Annotated in this window: 17 protein-coding genes, 1 tRNA gene and 1 pseudogene; 10 read left to right on the forward strand and 9 right to left on the reverse strand. The window is 72.1% G+C overall.

Features of this window, described 5'->3' with window-relative positions; translation table 11 throughout:
* The first annotated feature begins 11 nt into the window (after nt 1–11).
* On the forward strand, nt 12–803 hold the full coding sequence (locus AAW14_RS14130) for a molybdopterin-dependent oxidoreductase (protein ID WP_265563772.1): 792 nt from the start codon (nt 12–14) through the stop codon (nt 801–803).
* Nucleotides 787–1,419, forward strand: coding sequence for a cytochrome b/b6 domain-containing protein (locus tag AAW14_RS14135; RefSeq protein WP_265563774.1), 633 nt, complete (start codon nt 787–789; stop codon nt 1,417–1,419). The genes AAW14_RS14130 and AAW14_RS14135 overlap by 17 nt, the downstream gene beginning before the upstream one ends.
* A gap of 13 nt (nt 1,420–1,432) precedes the next feature.
* On the opposite strand, the pseudogene AAW14_RS14140 reads toward AAW14_RS14135, so the two are convergent.
* The 3 genes and pseudogenes from AAW14_RS14140 to AAW14_RS14150 all read right to left on the reverse strand — a co-directional run.
* Nucleotides 1,433–1,741 (reverse strand): annotated as a pseudogene (locus AAW14_RS14140) (SDR family NAD(P)-dependent oxidoreductase); the annotation flags it as partial.
* 34 nt (nt 1,742–1,775) lie between these two features.
* A complete protein-coding gene (locus AAW14_RS14145) occupies nt 1,776–3,173 on the reverse strand; it encodes a gluconate:H+ symporter (RefSeq protein ID WP_265563775.1) in 1,398 nt (465 codons plus the stop codon).
* 133 nt (nt 3,174–3,306) lie between these two features.
* Nucleotides 3,307–3,837 (reverse strand): gluconokinase, encoded by a 531-nt coding sequence (locus tag AAW14_RS14150; protein ID WP_265563814.1) that lies wholly within the window; start codon nt 3,835–3,837, stop codon nt 3,307–3,309.
* 139 nt (nt 3,838–3,976) lie between these two features.
* Here AAW14_RS14150 and AAW14_RS14155 point away from each other — a divergent pair, with 139 nt between their 5' ends.
* A complete protein-coding gene (locus AAW14_RS14155) occupies nt 3,977–4,678 on the forward strand; it encodes a FadR/GntR family transcriptional regulator (RefSeq protein ID WP_265563777.1) in 702 nt (233 codons plus the stop codon).
* A gap of 35 nt (nt 4,679–4,713) precedes the next feature.
* Here AAW14_RS14155 and AAW14_RS14160 read toward each other — a convergent pair whose 3' ends face one another.
* The gene (locus AAW14_RS14160; RefSeq protein ID WP_265563779.1) at nt 4,714–5,088 is read right to left on the reverse strand and encodes a YchJ family protein; all 375 of its coding nucleotides are present in this window, start codon (nt 5,086–5,088) and stop codon (nt 4,714–4,716) included.
* A gap of 202 nt (nt 5,089–5,290) precedes the next feature.
* Between AAW14_RS14160 and AAW14_RS14165 the strand changes: the two genes are divergently transcribed.
* From AAW14_RS14165 to AAW14_RS14175, 3 genes are all read left to right on the forward strand, one after another.
* The gene (locus tag AAW14_RS14165; protein WP_265563781.1) at nt 5,291–5,602 is read left to right on the forward strand and encodes a dsRBD fold-containing protein; all 312 of its coding nucleotides are present in this window, start codon (nt 5,291–5,293) and stop codon (nt 5,600–5,602) included.
* Nucleotides 5,603–5,614: 12 nt separating this feature from the next.
* Nucleotides 5,615–6,916 (forward strand): phosphoribosyltransferase family protein, encoded by a 1,302-nt coding sequence (locus AAW14_RS14170; protein ID WP_265563816.1) that lies wholly within the window; start codon nt 5,615–5,617, stop codon nt 6,914–6,916.
* A 221-nt stretch (nt 6,917–7,137) separates the two neighbouring features.
* Nucleotides 7,138–8,268 carry a CapA family protein gene (locus AAW14_RS14175; protein WP_265563783.1) on the forward strand — a complete coding sequence of 377 codons (1,131 nt, stop codon included), beginning with the start codon at nt 7,138–7,140 and terminating at the stop codon, nt 8,266–8,268.
* A gap of 12 nt (nt 8,269–8,280) precedes the next feature.
* On the opposite strand, the gene AAW14_RS14180 is transcribed toward AAW14_RS14175, so the two are convergent.
* From AAW14_RS14180 to AAW14_RS14190, 3 genes are all read right to left on the reverse strand, one after another.
* Complete coding sequence (locus tag AAW14_RS14180; RefSeq protein WP_265563785.1) at nt 8,281–8,769, reverse strand: DUF5709 domain-containing protein; 489 nt, start codon at nt 8,767–8,769, stop codon at nt 8,281–8,283.
* Between the two features lie 93 nt (nt 8,770–8,862).
* Nucleotides 8,863–10,590, reverse strand: coding sequence for a DNA polymerase/3'-5' exonuclease PolX (gene polX / locus AAW14_RS14185; RefSeq protein ID WP_265563786.1), 1,728 nt, complete (start codon nt 10,588–10,590; stop codon nt 8,863–8,865).
* Nucleotides 10,591–10,833: 243 nt separating this feature from the next.
* A tRNA-Leu gene (locus AAW14_RS14190) sits at nt 10,834–10,921 on the reverse strand.
* A 185-nt stretch (nt 10,922–11,106) separates the two neighbouring features.
* On the opposite strand from AAW14_RS14190, the gene AAW14_RS14195 reads away from it, so the two are divergent.
* From AAW14_RS14195 to AAW14_RS39475, 3 genes are all read left to right on the forward strand, one after another.
* Nucleotides 11,107–12,432 (forward strand): M20/M25/M40 family metallo-hydrolase, encoded by a 1,326-nt coding sequence (locus tag AAW14_RS14195; RefSeq protein ID WP_265563788.1) that lies wholly within the window; start codon nt 11,107–11,109, stop codon nt 12,430–12,432.
* 196 nt (nt 12,433–12,628) lie between these two features.
* The gene (gene chpH, locus AAW14_RS14200; protein WP_265563790.1) at nt 12,629–12,862 is read left to right on the forward strand and encodes a chaplin ChpH; all 234 of its coding nucleotides are present in this window, start codon (nt 12,629–12,631) and stop codon (nt 12,860–12,862) included.
* A gap of 169 nt (nt 12,863–13,031) precedes the next feature.
* Nucleotides 13,032–13,847: a chaplin gene (locus AAW14_RS39475; protein ID WP_322741073.1), complete on the forward strand. Its 816-nt coding sequence runs from the start codon at nt 13,032–13,034 to the stop codon at nt 13,845–13,847.
* A 130-nt stretch (nt 13,848–13,977) separates the two neighbouring features.
* Here AAW14_RS39475 and AAW14_RS14215 read toward each other — a convergent pair whose 3' ends face one another.
* Entirely contained in the window at nt 13,978–14,166 is a 189-nt protein-coding gene (locus AAW14_RS14215) for a DUF5703 family protein (protein ID WP_005485166.1), read from the reverse strand.
* A 47-nt stretch (nt 14,167–14,213) separates the two neighbouring features.
* On the opposite strand from AAW14_RS14215, the gene AAW14_RS14220 reads away from it, so the two are divergent.
* Nucleotides 14,214–14,912, forward strand: a complete 699-nt coding sequence (locus AAW14_RS14220; protein ID WP_265563792.1) for a hypothetical protein — start codon at nt 14,214–14,216, stop codon at nt 14,910–14,912.
* A 298-nt stretch (nt 14,913–15,210) separates the two neighbouring features.
* On the opposite strand, the gene AAW14_RS14225 is transcribed toward AAW14_RS14220, so the two are convergent.
* Nucleotides 15,211–17,017: helix-hairpin-helix domain-containing protein (locus AAW14_RS14225; protein WP_265563794.1), on the reverse strand; the 1,807-nt coding region annotated here is incomplete at its 5' end.

Raw genomic sequence — 17,017 nt, forward strand, 5'->3', positions numbered from 1 at the left:
CGAATCGGAGTGTGAACCCTGAACCACCCGAAGAGCGGGAGGCACCGCAGCCCGCGGACCGGGAGGCGACCGAGCCCGCGCAGGCGCCCGGTCCCGCGGCGAGCGGCACCCCGATCGGCCGCAGGGTCCTGCTGGGCACCCTGGGACTCGGCGCGCTCGGCGTCGTCGCCGCCCCCACACTTCAGCGGGGCCTGGAGGCCTTCCTGGGCGGCGTCTCCGGCAAGGACCCGACGGGCCTGACCGATCTGCTGCCCAACGGCGGCGGCTTCCGCTACTACTCGGTGACCGCGTCCGTTCCCCGCCGCGACGAGACGAACTACCGACTCACCGTGGGCGGCCTGGTCGACCACCCGAAGTCGTACACACTCGCCGAGCTGCGGGCGCTGCCCCAGACCCGGCTTGTGCAGGACGTCCAGTGCGTCACCGGGTGGCGCGTGCGGAAGACGCCGTTCGAGGGCGTACGGCTCGCCACGCTGCTGGACGCCGCGGGCGTCCGCTCCTCTGCGGGCGCCGTCCACTTCACCTGCTTCGACGGTGCGTACACCGAGAGCCTCACCCTCGAACAGGCGCGCCGCAGCGACGTCCTGGTGGCCCTGAAGATGCAGGACAAGCCGGTGAGCCACGACCACGGCGGCCCGGTCCGTCTCTATGTCGCCCCCATGTACTTCTACAAGTCCGCGAAGTGGCTCTCCGGCATCACCGTCACCCAGGCCGTGCAGCCCGGGTACTGGGAGGACCGCGGCTACGACGTGGACGCGTGGGTCGGCCGGTCGAACGGACGTGACGATGCCCCCACGAGTTGACGCCGCTCATCCCGTCGCCGCACCCGCCCGGGTACGACGCTTCACACGTGCCGAGCGCTGGGTCCACCGCACGACGGCCGCACTGATGGGGGTGTGCGTGGCCACCGCGGCCTGCCTCTACATCCCGGCCTTCGCCGAGCTGGTCGGGCGCCGCGAACTCGTCGTCAGGGTCCACGAGATCGCCGGAGTGCTGCTTCCGGTCCCGGTCCTGGTGGGCCTGGTCTCCCGTGCCTTCCGCGCCGACCTCGGGCACCTCAACCGCTGGGGGCCGCACGACCGGGTCTGGCTGCGGGCGGCCCTTCGCCGCGACCATCGCCGGGCCTCCCGGCCCGCGGGCAAGTTCAACGCGGGCCAGAAGACGTACGCGGCCTGGATCGCGGGCGCCACCCTGGTGATGCTCGGCACGGGACTGCTGATGTGGTTCACCCACCTCACCCCGCTGATGTGGCGCACCTCGGCGACCTTCGTCCACGACTGGCTCGCCCTGACGATCGGCGTCGTCGTCGCCGGCCACATCGGCATGGCCCTGGGCGACCCGGAGGCCCGGCGGGGCCTGCGGACGGGCCTGGTCAGCCGTGCCTGGGCGGAGCGGGAACATCCGCTGTGGCGGCCGTAGCCGCCAGGAGGCACGGGGCGATGCCGGGGCGCACCACCTCGCCTGCAGCGAGCAGATGTTGACGATGCTTTCCGCAGCCGCGTTCCGTCATCAGCCGGGCCGGCTCACGGCCCACCAGGAACGCGCCGGTGAGGTCGGTGTCCAGGATGCGCTTCCAGTCGGAGTCGGTGAACTCGGGGCGTGGACCGCGCAGTTGCACCCCCGCGTTGTTGACCAGCATGTCCCGCGGGCCGACCCGCTCTTCGACATCCGCGATGCCCGCCGCGACCGAGGGGCCGTCGGTCACGTCGACGGCGGACCGGTCACCGGCGCGTGCGGCCGCCGATGTCGAAGAGAGGGTGGCTCGTCCCGGACCCCTAGATCACGAGGGACAGCAGCAGGACCAGGCCCCCGGCAACCACGGAGATGATGCACTCCATGACCGACCAGGTCTTGAAGTTCTGTCCGACGCCGAGCCCGAAGTACTCCTTGACCAGCCAGAATCCGGCGTCGTTGACATGGCTGAGGAACAGCGATCCGGCACCGATGGCCAGCACCAGCAAGGCGGTGTGGGTGGTCGACATGTCGGCCGCGAGCGGCGCGACCAGACCGGCGGCCGAGACGGTGGCCACGGTCGCGGAACCCGTCGCCAGCCGGATCGCCACCGCGATCAGCCAGGCCAGCAGCAGCGCGGGTATCGACCAGTGCTTGGAGATGTCCAGGACCATCTGGCCCGCACCGCAGTCGATCAGGGTCTGCTTGAAGCCGCCGCCCGCGCCCACGATGAGCAGGATGCCCGCGATGGGCGCGAGTCCCTTCTCGACGGTCCGGGAGATCCGCTCCTTGCTGAACCCGGCCGGGCGGCCCAGCGTGAAGACGGCGACGACGACGGCGGCGAGCAGGGCCATCAGCGGGGAGCCGATCACGTCGAAGACACGCTGCACCTGGTCCTTCGGGTCGTCCACGACCAAGTCCACGAGTGCCCTGGACAGCATGAGGACGACGGGAAGCAGCATGGTGCCCAGGGCGGCGCCGAAGCCGGGGCGCGTTTCCAGCTCCTCGGAGGCGCGGGGCGGGAGCATCCGCTCCGGGACCGGTGCGTCCACCCAGCGGGCCGCGACCTTGGAGAACAGCGGACCGGCGATGACGACCGTCGGGATGGCGATCAGCACGCCGAGCGCCAGCGTCACGCCCAGGTTGGCCTTGACGGCGTCGATGGCGACGAGCGGGCCGGGGTGCGGGGGAACCAGACCGTGCATCACGGACAGGCCCGCGAGCGCCGGGATGCCGATGCGCATCAGGTTGTAGTTGCCGCGCTTGGCGACCATCAGCACGACCGGGATCAGCAGCACGATGCCGACCTCGAAGAACAACGGCAGACCGATCACGGAGGCGATCAGCACCATGGCCCATGGCATCGCCCGGCCCCCCGCCTTGGCGAGGATCGTATCGACGATCTGGTCCGCGCCGCCGGAGTCGGCGAGCAGCTTGCCGAGCACGGCGCCGAGGGCGATCAGGACGCCGACACCGGCGACGGTCGAGCCGAGCCCGGTGGTGAAGCTGAGGATCACCTTGTCGAGCGGCGCCCCGGCGAACGCGCCGAGCGCGAGCGAGCCGATGGTCAGGGCGAGGAAGGCGTGGAGCTTGAACTTGGTGATGAGCAGCACGATGACGGCGATGCCCGCCAGTACCGCGATGCCCAGTTGAGCGTGGCCCGCCGAAGTGATCGGTGCGACGGTGTCCGCTGCCAGCATCTCGACGCTGAGTCTGGTCACGGGGGGTTCCCTTGGGTGAGGAGAGGAACTCTCGGTTTCTGGTGAGGTGGTCCGCGGCACGGCGGCCCCCGGGGGAGGGGGCCCCGAACCGGGGGTACTGCGAGGGGTTACTGCGAGGGGTTACTGCGAGGGGTTACTGCGTGGGCCCGGCGGGAGACCGCTCGAGGGTCCGCAGGGCATCGACGGCGCGGGCGGCGGTCTCCTCGGGGTTGCCCGAGACGTCCACCGCGACCCCCCTCTCGTCCGGCTCCAGCGGCTGGAGCGTGGCGAACTGGGAGTCCAGCAGCGCCGTGGGCATGAAATGCCCCTGACGGTGCGCCATCCGTTCCTCGATGAGCGAGCGGTCGCCCGTGAGGTGCACGAAGACGACATCGGGAGCCACGGCCCGCAGCCGGTCGCGGTACGCCCGCTTGAGCGCCGAGCTGCTGACCACCCCGCCGTGCCCCGCCCGCCCGTTCGCCCAGTCGCCGATGGCGTCGAGCCAGGGCCACCGGTCCTCATCCGTGAGCGGGACACCGGCCGACATCTTGGCGATGTTGGCCTGGGGGTGGAAGTCGTCGCCCTCGGCGTACGGAACGCCGAGCCGGGTCGCAAGCAGGGGACCGACCGTGGTCTTGCCGGTGCCCGCGACGCCCATGACCACGACGACGTGGGGGGAACGCAGTGGCTGCAATGTTCTCTCGCTGTCTTCGTCGACATCTGATGTCGACGTCACTGAAACCGATTAGGTACGACGAATTCAAGACTCTGTGACGAATAAGTCTGACTTTTTCTGCGCGTGATCCGCCTCGTACGCTGAGTGCATGACCACACCGGGCCGGGGACTGCACGGCCGTGTACTGGACACCCTCGGCCCCGCGATCACTGCGGGCGAGTACCCGCCTGGCAGCGTGCTGCGTACCGACGAACTCGCCCAGCACTTCGAGGTGTCGCGCTCCGTGATGCGCGAGGCGGTGCGCGTGCTGGAATCGATGCACCTGGTGGAGTCCCGCCGCCGGGTGGGCGTGACGGTCCGCCCCAAGGCCGAGTGGAACGTCTACGATCCCCAGGTCATCCGGTGGCGTCTGGCCGGCGCCGACCGCCCGCACCAACTGCGCTCGCTCACCGTGCTGCGCTCGGCGATCGAACCTGCGGCCGCGGGCCTGGCCGCGCGCAACGCCACTCCCGAACAGTGCGCCGAACTCACCCGGTGCGCCCTGGGCATGGTCGCGAACTCACGCGGCCATCAGCTGGAGGCCTATCTGGTCCACGACGTGGCGTTCCACCGGGTGGTCCTCAACGCGTCGGGCAACGAGATGTTCGCCCGCCTCGGTGACGTCGTCGCGGAGGTCCTGTCGGGCCGCACCCACCACGACGTCATGTTCGAGGACCCCGACCCGGCCGCGGTCACTCTCCATGTGCAGGTGGCCGAGGCGGTACGGGAGGGGGACGCGAGCCGTGCCGAGGAGCTGACCCGCGAGATCACCGTCGGCGCGCTGCACGAGCTGGACATCCTGGCGCCGTAGCGGACGGTCCTTGCCGTCGTGGGACGAGGCCACCGTCAGTCGAGGAAGCTTCCGTCGACGTACACCCATGCCCCGTCGACCCGTTCGAACCGGCTGCGCTCGTGCAGGGTGCCGCCCCGGTAGGAGGCGCGGAAGGTCACGGTCCCCGTGGAGTGGAAGGCGGATCCTTCCGTGGTCTGAAGGACCTCAAGACCCGTCCAGCGCATCCCGGGGTCGAGGTCGAGGCGCGCGGGCCGGGTACGCGGGTGCCAGGTGCGCAGAAGATAGTCCGCGTCCCGCTTCAGGAACGCGCTGTACCGCGACCGCATCAACGCCTCGGCGGTCGGCGCGAGGGCGGCCCCCGAGTGGTAACGGCCGCAGCACTTCTCGTACGCCCCGGGCAGCCCGCAGGGACAGGAACGCGTGGTCATGACCGCCATTCTGCCCGCTCCGGCGAGTGCCCCCGCGGCCCCGGGCCGGGACGCCCCGGCCACGCCGGGTGCGGCCGAGGGCCGTTGGCGCCGTGCGGCGCGAGCCCTGAGGAGTCACAGTGGAAGGGGCCGGAGGCGCCGGGGTCGGCAGCCGCGCACCCCCGTGTCCCGTGCCTGTCACCGGCGTCAGGAGGGACGGAAGATGACTCGAGCCACCGGCGACCGGCCTCCGTGCGGCAAGGAGTGGAGGCTGAGCCTGTACCTCTCCGAACACGATCCGGCCACCACCGCCCGGGTCGTCCTGGACACCGGTGACAACGTGCTGGAGAGCTGTGCGGAGGCCCACCGCAGCCCGTACGACGAGGCGGTGCCCGAGATCGGCGACGAGCTCGCCGCCGGACGGGCGCTGATCTCGCTGGGCCGGGAGCTGCTCCGCAGCGCCGAGGGTGACATCGCGGCGGTCGGGGCGGCGGAGGAGCCCGCGCCCGCCCCGCTCTGGCCGGCCCAGGAGTGAGGAGGCCCCATGGTGGTCTTCGTGGATCGTCTCGAAGCGGGACGGCAGTTGGGCGCCCGCCTACGGCACCTTCGGGGCGAGGACGTCGTGGTGCTGGGGCTCCCCAGGGGAGGGGTGCCGGTCGCCGCGGAGGTGGCCGACGCGCTCGACGCGCCGCTGGACGTCTGCCTCGTCCGCAAGCTGGGCGTGCCCTTCCAGCCCGAGCTGGCCATGGGGGCGCTCGGTGAGGACGGCGTGCGCGTGATCAACGACCAGGTGGTGCAGGGGGCGCGTGTCACGGAGGGGGAGATCGCGCAGGTCGAGGAGCGCGAGCGCGAGGTGCTGGAGCGCGGGGGCCGCCGCTACCGGGGTGCGCGCGCACCGGTCGCTGTCGAGGGCCGGACGGTGGTGGTGGTCGACGACGGCGTGGCCACCGGGTCGACCGCGCGGGCCGCGTGCCGGATCGCCCGGGCCCGCGGAGCGGCACGGATCGTGCTGGCCGTGCCCGTGGCGCCGTGGGACTGGACCGAGCGGCTGGGCGGGGAGGCCGACGACCTGGTCTGCCTGGACACGCCACGGGACTTCTTCGCGGTCGGTCAGTTCTACGCCGACTTCTCCGAGGTCGACGACGAGGAGGTCGCCGACTGTCTGCGACGTACGGCCGGCCGTTCCCCGGGCTCCGGCTCCGGCGCCGGGGGCCAGGAGGAGGTGGAGGTGGTGGCAGGTGCCGTCCGGCTGGAGGGAGGGCTGACGGTGCCCGAGAGCGCGACGGGGATCGTGATCTTCGCGCACGGCAGCGGCAGCAGCCGCCACAGCCCGCGCGACCGGTTCGTGGCCGAAGGGCTGAACCGGGCCGGCCTCGGCACGCTGCTGTTCGACCTGCTCACCGAGGAGGAGCGGGACCGGGCGGAGGTGTTCGAAACGGGTCTGCTGGCCGGACGGCTGACCGACGCCACCCGCTGGCTGCGCCGACAGCCGGCGGCCGAGGGACTGCCCATCGGGTACTTCGGCGCGGACGGCGGAGCCGCCGCAGTGCTGTGGGCCGCCGCGGAGCCGGAGGCGCGCATCGCCGCGGTCGTCTCCCGCGGCGGCAGACCCGACCTCGCCGGGCCGCGGCTGCCCGCGGTGACCGCCCCCACACTGCTCGTCGTCGGCAGCGCCGACCCGGGCGTACGCGACCTCAACCGGCAGGCGCAGGCCCAGTTGCGGAGCGAGAACCGGCTCGCGATCGTCCCCGGCGCCACGCACCTGTTCGAGGAGCCCGGCGCGCTGGAGGCGGTGACCGACCTGGCCCGCCACTGGTTCACCGACCACATGGCCCCCGCCCACGTGTAGCGCCACGGAAATGCGGTGGCGCGGCACGGACTCCGGTGGCGCCACGGAACTGCGGTGGCGCCACGGAACTCCGGCAGCGCCCCGGACCTCCGGCTCCGGGAGCCAAGCCGGGCTCCGGAGCTCCGAAGGCGCACGCGGAGCGCCGGGTCCGTGGGCCCAGCCCCGTCTCCCGTACGCGAAGATCCTTCCCTCAGGGCCCGCGCGCGCCTTAGCGTGGGAGGGTGCAGGACGGCGTGGTCACCCTGTTCCTCGGCGGTGACGTCATGCTCGGCCGGGGCGTCGATCAGATCCTTCCGCACCCGGGAGACCCGGCGCTGCGGGAGACCTACGTGCACGACGCCCGGGCCTATGTCGGCCTGGCCGAGGCGGCGAACGGGCCGATCCCCCGGCCGGTCGGTTTCCCCTGGCCCTGGGGCGAGGCACTGCCCGTGCTGGACGACGCCGCGCCCGACGTGCGGGTGATCAATCTGGAGACCGCCGTCACCCGCAACGGCGAGTTCGCGCCCGGCAAGGGCGTCCACTACCGGATGAGCCCCGCCAACCTGCCGTGCCTGGCCGCGGCCCGCCCGGACGTCTGCGTCCTGGCCAACAACCACGTCCTCGACTTCGGCCGGCGCGGCCTGGGCGAGACGCTCGACTCCCTGGCGGCGCAAGGGCTGCGAACGGCGGGTGCGGGCCGGAACGCGATCGCGGCCGAGCAGCCGGCGATCGTCCCCCTGGACGGGGGCGGACGGGTGCTCGTCCTCTCCTTCGGAATGCCGTCCAGCGGGATCCCCGAGGACTGGGCCGCCACCGAGGAGCGGCCCGGCGTCGACCTCGTCGCGGCGCCGTCGGTGGCCGCCGCGGCGGCTCTCGCCGACCGCCTGCGCCGGGCGAAGCGACCGGGCGACATCGTCGTCGCCTCGGTCCACTGGGGCGCCAACTGGGGCTACGGCGTCTCCCGCGCCGAGGTCGGCTTCGCCCACGCGCTCGTCGACGCGGGCGCGGACATCGTGCACGGACACTCCTCGCACCACCCGCGCCCGCTGGAGGCGTACCGGGGCAGGCTCATCCTGTACGGCTGCGGGGACCTTGTCGACGACTACGAGGGCATCGGCGGCTACGACCGGTACCGGGACGACCTGCGGTTGCTGTACCTGGTGTCGGTCGAGCCGGACACCGGCCGCCCGGCGGCCGTCCGGATGGTCCCCTTCCAGACGCGGAGGATGCGGCTGGAGCACGCCTCGGCGGAGGACACCGCGTGGCTGCGTGACGTGCTCGACAGGATCAGCCGGGACTTCGCCACCCGCGTCGACCGCGAGCCCGACGGCACGCTCACTGTCCGCCCGCTGCGCGCGGCCCAGGGCACCTGACCCGAGGACGCGTCACGGGTGCGCGTCTTCCTCGTCGTTCCCGGGGTTCCCAGGGTTCTCGGGAGTCTCGGGGACGATGTGCACGGCCGCCTCCTCGGCGGTGCGGGCACCGCCGTCGACACCCACGTCGAACGCGAGGAGTTCCGCGTCGGTGCCGGCGTGCGCGCCCTCGTCCGGACCCACGAGCCGACCGGCATCCCGGTCGCCGACCTCCTCGTCCCTCGGTTCGCCCTCGGCACCGGCCATGTCCCCGATCCCGTCGGCTCCCGGACGGGGTTCCTCCGGTACCTCCCGGGCCAGCCGCCGGTCCAGCGGCTCGCCCTCGCGCTGCTCGGCGGCGGTGGTGCCCGGCTGGTCCACCGCCAGCGGCTTCCCGGGCGGCGAGTAGCCCTCCTCCATGGGTTCCGCACCCCGGTCGACCAGGGTGTCCCCGGGTTCGAGCGGTCCGACGTCCGCCGGCACCTCCTCGTCGTCCTGGGGCTGGTAAACCTCGTCACCCATGGTGTTCCCGGTCACTTCCGCACCGCCTCACGTACTTGGTCCCATGCGTGCCGATCGGGTCTCCGGTCCGCCGGGCGGCAAACGCGAGGTACCTCACGCCCCCCGGCCCTTGGAGAGGAACCGCCGCAGGCGGCGCAGCGGCCAGGTGTTGATCACGTCGTCCGGTGTGAGCCAGCCGCGTTGGGCGGTGCCGACGCCGTAACGCAGCTGGGCGAGGTGGAGGACGGAGTGGGCATCGGTGTTCACGGCGAACTTCGCGCCGTGCTCCTTGGCGCGCAGGATGTCCTCGTCGCGCAGATCCAGCCGGTCCGGCTGGGCATTGACCTCCAGTGCCGTTCCGGTGCGGGCGCAGACGGCGAACACCTCGTCCCAGTCGGCGTCGACCCCCGGCCGCTTGCCGATGAGACGGGTGGTCGGGTGGCCGATGACATTGACGTACGGGTTCTCGCAGGCCCGCACGAGCCGCCGGGTCATCGCCTTGCGGCCCAGGTCGAAGTGCGAGTGCAGTGAGGCCACGCAGATGTCGAAGCCGGCCAGGAACTCGTCGGGCCAGTCCACGTCCCCCTCGGGGCCGATGTTGAGCTCGGTACCGTGCAGCAGCCGCATCCCGTGGTGGGTGCCGTCCAGCTCCTTCAGCTGCTCGCGCTGGACGAGGATCTTCTCGTCGGTCATGCGCTGCATGTACAGGTTGGGGGCGTGGTCGGTGACGGCGTAGTACGCGTAGCCGCGCTCGGCCGCGGCCGCCACCATCGTCTCCAGCGGCGCGAGGCCGTCGGTGAGGTCCGTGTGGGTGTGCAGGTCGCCCCGGATGCTCCGCTCGGTCACCACATCGGGCAGTTCCCCGCGCAGGGCGGCCTCGATCTCGCCCCGGTCCTCACGCAGCGTCGGCGGGATCCACGGCAGGCCGAGCCGGGCGTACACCTCCTCCTCGGAGCGGGAGGCCAGCGACTCCCCGCTGTCCACGTCGAACAGGCCGTACTCGGAGAGCTTCAGCCCCTGGCGGACAGCGATGGTGCGGGTGCGGATGTTGTGCCCCTTGGAGCCGGTGAAGTACTGCAGTCCGGCGCCCCACGAGTCCGGCGGCAGTACCCGTAGGTCGACCTGGATGCCCCTGGTGGTGCGGATCGACGTCTTCTTCGTGCCGTGGGCGATCACCTCTGCGGTGGCCGGCAGGGCGGCGAGGGCGTCCATGAACGGGGCGGACCGCTTCGCCGCGACGAGGACGTCGATGTCGCCGATGGTCTCCCGCATACGGCGCAGGGATCCGGCATAGGTGCAGCGCTTGCAGCCGGTGACCCCGGACAGCTCGGCGACGATCTCCTCGGCGGTGTCGAGGGCCAGGTGCAGCGGAATGCGGCCGCCCGACTGCCGCATCAGGGTGATGCCGTGCAGGAGGTTCTCCTGCGTCTTCTCGCCGAAGCCCTTCAGATCGTGCAGCGCGTCCGCCTCGATCGCGGCGGCCAGTTCGTTCACCGACGAGATGTGCAGGTCCTCGTAGAGCCGCATCGCCTTCTTGGGGCCGAGCGTGGGGATGGTGATCAGCTCCCGGACCCCGGCGGGGATCCTGGCCCGGCGTTCCTCGACCGCAGTGACGGAGCCGGTGCGCAGGTACTCGATCACCTTCTCGGCGATCGACTTCCCCACGTTCGGGATCTCCCGCAGCCCGTCGGCGTCCAGCTGTGAGATGTCGGCGGGGTGGCCGCCGATCGCGCGCGCGGCCTTCTCGTAGGCGCGCACCTTGAACGCGTCGCCTCCCGTGATCGCGATGAGGTCCGCGTACTCCTGAAGGAGCGCCTCGACCTCTTCGTTGGGCCGGGCCACATCTCAGAGTCTAGGCACGCACAAGCAGACCGCGCCGATCGACACCGTCCGCCGGGTGTGTGCGGGGGGACTTGAACCCTCCACCCGGGAGCCAGCCCACTGTTCTGCCCGTTCCCGGCCGCTGTTGGCCGACTCGGCCTGTCATCCCTGGTCCGACCCGGGGTATGCCAGGTTGTCGATCACGTGGCTGGTCACGCCACAGTCCTGGAAAGCGAGAAACCCCTGCTCAGCAGGGGTCTCTGGTGGTGTCCGAGGGGGGACTTGAACCCCCACGCCCGATAAAGGGCACTAGCACCTCAAGCTAGCGCGTCTGCCATTCCGCCACCCGGACAAGGTGTCTGTCGTGTGGGGTGTCCCCCGCGGCGACGAAGGAAACATTACCAGGCTTTCGGGGGCGTTCGATCACACCCCGTTCCGGCGTGAACGGTGTGTGACGGGCCGGGAGCTGCCTTGGGGGACGACGGCGGTCGGAGAGAGGATGAGGGGCCAGCAGCAGTGACAGCGGGAGGAAGCAACGTGACCGATACGGGCACGGCCGGGAGCGTCACCGGCGAGGACGAGGTCGTCGACCTCTGCCGCGAGCTGATCCGGATCGACACCAGCAACTACGGCGACCACTCCGGACCCGGGGAGCGCAGGGCCGCCGAATACATCGCCGAGAAGCTCGCCGAGGTGGGGCTCGAACCGCAGATCTTCGAGTCGCACAAGGGCCGTGCCTCCACGGTGGCCCGCATCGAGGGCGAGGACCCCTCGCGGCCCGCGCTGCTCATTCACGGCCACACCGATGTCGTACCGGCCAATGCAGTGGACTGGACGCACGACCCGTTCTCCGGTGAGATCGCCGACGGATGCGTGTGGGGGCGCGGCGCGGTCGACATGAAGGACATGGACGCCATGACGCTGGCGGTCGTCCGTGACCGGCTGCGCGGCGGGCGCAGGCCGCCGCGGGACATCGTCCTCGCTTTCCTCGCGGACGAGGAGGCAGGCGGCACCTGGGGCGCCCGGCACCTGGTGGACAACCACCCCGATCTCTTCGAGGGCGTCACCGAGGCGATCGGCGAGGTCGGCGGATTCTCCTTCACGGTCAACGAGAAGCTGCGGCTCTACCTCGTGGAGACCGCGCAGAAGGGCATGCACTGGATGAAGCTCACCGTGGATGGCACCGCCGGCCACGGTTCGATGATCCACAAGGACAACGCCATCACCGAGCTGTCCGAGGCTGTCGGGCGCCTGGGCCGGCACAAGTTCCCGGTACGCGTGACCAAGACGCTGCGGCACTTCCTCGACGAACTCGGCGACGCGCTGGGCACCGAACTCGACCCCGAGAACATGGACGAGACGCTCGCCAGGCTCGGCGGCATCGCCAAGCTGATCGGCGCCTCCCTGCAGAACACCGCCAACCCGACCCAGCTGGGTGCCGGTTACAAGGTCAACGTGATCCCGGGCCAGGCCACCGCGCATGTCGACGGACGCTATCTGCCGGGCTACGAGGAGGAATTCCTCGCCGACCTCGACCGCATCCTCGGCCCGCGCGTCAGGCGCGAGGACGTGCACGCGGACAAGGCGCTGGAGACCTCCTTCGACGGCGCGCTGGTCGAGGCCATGCAGACCGCGCTGTCCGCCGAAGACCCCATCGCCCGCGCCGTTCCGTACATGCTCTCGGCCGGCACCGACGCCAAGTCCTTCGCCGACCTCGGCATCCGCTGCTTCGGCTTCGCGCCGTTGAAGCTGCCGCCGGAGCTGGACTTCGCGGGCATGTTCCACGGCGTCGACGAGCGGGTGCCGGTGGACGGGCTCAAGTTCGGCGTGCGCGTCCTCGACCGGTTCATCGACGCGTCCTGAGTGCCGCTCAAACGACCTCGACTCCCGTCGTTCCATCCTGGTTTGGGCGCTGATGAGATGTATGACTATTCGCCAGCGCGTACGGGAGCCGACCAGGACGGGTGAATGCGACCATAAGCTCGTAGCTCCATTACTCCCTCCTCGTTACACGTGGTGCGGTCCGAGGCATGGATCGCTTTGCCAACAAGGAGGAATAATGATCAAGAAGGTCGTCGCTGCTGCGGCTGCCACTGGTGGTCTGGTTCTCGCGGGCGCGGGTCTGGCCGTCGCCGACTCGGGTGCCCAGGGTGCCGCCGTGCACTCCCCGGGCATTGTGTCCGGCAATGTCGTCCAGGCTCCGGTGCACGTCCCGGTGAACGTCTGCGGCAACACGATCTCGGTGATCGGGCTGCTGAACCCTGCCTTCGGCAACACCTGCATCAACAAGTGATGTTGTGCCTCACCCCGTGAGGGGCCCCACCCCACGAGGGTCTGAGTCCGTCGGCCCCGGAGTGCGTGCCATGCGCTCCGGGGCCGATCGGTTCCGCTCCGTGTTCGCGCCCCGAGCGCGCGGACGCGCTCCAGAAGGTCCACGACAAGGTCGAAGGCAGGAATCAGCAATGCGACAGGTCACCCGCAAGGGCCTGATGACCGTGGCGGCGGCGACCGGCGTCCTCGCCGTCACCGGTGGCTACGCGCACGCCGACTCGGGCGCGCATGGATCGGCCACCGGCTCGCCCGGCGTGCTGTCGGGCAACTCGGTGCAGGTGCCCGTGCACGTCCCGGTGAACGTCTGCGGCAACACCGTGAACGTGATCGGGCTGCTCAACCCGGCAGCCGGCAACACATGCGTCAACCAGGGCGGCAGCCACGCCGGGGGAGGAGGCGGCGGCTCCCACGCGGGCGGACACACCGGTGGTTCGCCCGGCGTCGGCTCCGGCAACACCGTGCAGGTCCCGGTGGACGCGCCGGTGAACGTCTGCGGCAACTCGGTCAATGTGATCGGCATCGGCAACGAAGCGGCCGGTAACAACTGCGCCAACGTTCCCGGCGGCGGCCACTCGACGACCCCGCCGGGCGGCGGCCACGGCACGCCCCCTCCGGGTGGCGGCCAGGGAACGCCCCCCGGCGGTGGTCACGGAACGCCTCCCGGCGGTGGCCACTGCACGCCTCCCGGCGGTAACCACGGGACGCCTCCCGGCACGCCCCACCAGCCGGGACACCCCGCTCACCCCGGCACTCCCCAGCAGCCGGGCGGTACCGGCACCGCGGGGCACACCGGCCACTTCGGCGCGCAGTCCGTGACCCAGCGCATGGGTGCCGGACAACTCGCCCACACCGGGAGTGACCTGCCGCTCGGCGTGCTGGTGCCGGCGGGCGCGGGCGCGCTGCTCGGCGGGGCGCTCCTCTACCGCAAGGCGCGTGCGGGCGTCTGACGGCCCGGGCGTCGCGTGAGCGCGTCGCGTCGCGCCGCACCCATCGCGCCATGCCTTCACACGGCGCCGACGTACACAAACGGATCGGGCCCCGCCAGTGCGGGGCCCGATCCGGTTCCGTCGCCTTCGCTCACCATGTGGCCCGCACCTGGCGGATGATCCGCCGGCGCAGCCGCACCCTGCGGCTGCCGTCACGCAGCAGGCTCAGGCGGTCCAACTCCCAGTGTCCGTACTCGGCGTGATCCGTCAGCAGACGTGTGGCGTCCTTGCGGGAGACCCCGCGCGGTACGTACACGTCGACAAATTCGTATTCCGGCATCGCATCTATTGTGCGGGCTGGGGCCCGGTACGGATAGCGTCTGCACTATGTCTGATGCTGCGCAGCCCACCGCTGCCGAGGTACGCGCCGCCGCCGAGGCGGTCAAGACCGCGCTGGACCGCCACCTGGCGGCGGTCGAGCGCCGGACCGGTGAGGACGATCCGGCCGTCTACGAGGCGTTCAACGAGCTGGCCGCCGCGGCCGAGGAGTACGACGAGCTGCTCTACGACCGCTACGACGAGGTCACCCCCTTCGAAATCCCCGGTGCGGAGGAAACGCTGCCGCCGTACACGGGCCCCGAGGAACCGAACGCCCTGAGCGTGCTGATCCGCCGGGACTACGCGGTGGCGGAGCCGCAGCGGCTGCTCGCCCAGGCACAGCGTGTGGAGGCCGCGGACGAGGAGACCGCGTCGGAGCCGTCGGCCGGTACCGTCCATGGCGCGCTCGGCGTCCTCTTCGGGGAGTTCGAGCCGGACGAGATCGCCTCCCGGCACAAGGAGTTCGGCCTGGAGGAAGGCGACTCGACACTGTGGGTGACGGCCGCGGACGAACCGGCGGAGCCGGGCGAATGGCTGGAGGCACCCTTCGAGCAGATCGACCCCCAGCAGGTCGTCTGCCGCTTCGACGTCAGCGCGGTCTTCGACGACGAGCCGGACGGCGAGATGGACGACCTCGGAGCGGATCCGGAGCTGGACGGCGGCCTGGGCGACGACGAGGACCTGGAGCCGCTGGACGCGGATCGCTAGATCGCATACACGCGGAGGATGCGATTCGGGCAGATCGCGATTCGGGCAGATCGTGCGTGCGGGTGCATGGTGCGCGCGGGTCGCGCGGGTCCGTCGTGCGGGCGGGTCACGCGCGCCCATGGTGCACGCGGGTCCCTCGCCTACGCGGGGGCGTGGATCGGTGTGCGGGCGTGGCCGGGGGTTTCTCGGCCACGCCGTCCGCTTCGGGTGCCCTTCGCCGGGGGAGTGACGCGCGGTCCGGGGCGGGATCCGGCAGTGCCGGACTCGGCCGCCGTGGCCGCTCGCGGGACACCGCAGGTCAGCCGCCCGCCGGAACCTGGGCTCCCAGGAGCACCGGCAGACGCGTGGTCCGCGGCTTGGCCGGAACCTCCGACACCGCCCGCGGCAGCGCCTGCTCCACCCCGTGCACGACGGACAGATGGCGGACCGCCCGGCCGAAGGCCGTGTACACCCAGGGCCGGGACAGGGCCGGTGCCGCGTCACCGGGCAGCACCACGACCACCGCGGGCCACCGCTGCCCCACCGCCTGGTGCGCGGTCAGCGCCCATCCGTGCCGCACCGACTGCTCCACCCGCTCCTTCGGTACGACGACGGGGACGCCCGCGCACTCCAGGTGCAGTCCCTCGGCGTCCGCCTTCACGACCTGACCCGGCAGGGTATGGCCCGGGGCAGGGGAGTAGGCGATCCGGTCACCGGGGTCGAAGCCCCCGAAGCGGCCGGGGCCCGGATTCAGCCGATCCTTCAGCGCCGCGTTCAGCGCGCGGGTGCCCACCGCGCCGCCGTGGCCCGGCGTGATCACCTGCGTCTCCTGCGGCGGGACACCGAGCGCTCGCGGCACGGAGTCAGCGACCAACTGCACGGTCCGGTGCACCGCTTCCCCGGCGTCCCGCACCGGCACGATCACAACCTCCCTGCCGGGCGCCTCGACCTGAGGGAGCTCACCGACGCCGATCGCTGAGACCAGCTCGCCGATCGGGCCCGGGTCGGGGGTCCGCGACGCGATCTGCGGACACACGCGGGCGGCGAGCAGATCCGCGAACACCCGCCCGGGGCCTGCCGACCACAGCACTCCGGGGTCGCCGCTCAGCACCAGCCGGGCCCCGTCCGGCAGCGCCTCGGTGAGCAGAGCCGCCGTCTCGACGTCGAGCTGGGGCGCGTCCAGCACGACGAGCAGGTCGAGGTCCAGCGCACCGTCCGCGTCCCGGCCTGGGCCCTCGGCGCCGGACAGAAGGCCGGCCACCGTGGCGAGCTCCGGGGTAGCGCGCTCCGCCAGGGTGTCCGGCGCGGCGAGCCGGGCGAGCAGCCCGGCGAACCGCTCGCGCCCGGCCGGGCCGTGCGTCGCGGCCCAGGCGCGCAGTCCGAGCCCGCGCGCCTCGTGCAGCAGCGTCGCCGGCTCGACGAGGGACGCCTCGCCGCCCGTGTGGAGCACCAGGCCGTGGCCCGCGACCGCGCGGATCAGCTCCGCGGCCGAGCTACGGGCCGAACGGGCCGCCCGCTCCCAGTCCTCGGCCGCGCCGTCCTCCTTCGGCACGGAGTTGATCAGCCGGGCCAGTCCGTCGGCGAGGCTCTCCTCCGCCAGTGCGAACCGCTCCAGGCCGATCAGGACGCGGACCGGGCGCGCTGCGTCCTCGTCGTCCCCGTCGTCCGTGTCCTCGTGGTCACCCGGCGCCGACACCTCCAGGGCGTCCTGGAACAGGAGGGCCTCGCCCTCGGCGACCGCGCTCCGGACGGCCGCATCGGGGTCCGGCACGGAGCGCTGCGCGAGCGCGGCCTCGAGGGCCGGGGCCTCGAGAGCGGTGTGCCCGGCCAGGGCCGCCTGCTCCAGCAGCCAGACCGTCACCGCGCGGGCCCGCCGCTCGTCGTCGGGGCGGCACTCCGCGCCGAGCAGCGCCCGGGCGAATCCGTCGGCCTGCTCGGGCCGCACCCCGGGAACCCGCAGCAACTGCCAGGGGTCCGACCGCAGGCGCTCGTCCCCGCCCCCGCCAAGGGCCGTGGCGACCTGGGCCGCGAGCGAGTCGGGGGCTCCGCCCTCGGCCAGGACGGTGCGCACCGCCGCGACGGCCTCGGCGCCGGGAGTCGGCGCGGAGGCCGGGGCCGCCGTGGGC

The organism is Streptomyces hygroscopicus (genome assembly GCF_026168105.1).
Classification (GTDB): domain Bacteria; phylum Actinomycetota; class Actinomycetes; order Streptomycetales; family Streptomycetaceae; genus Streptomyces; species Streptomyces hygroscopicus_D.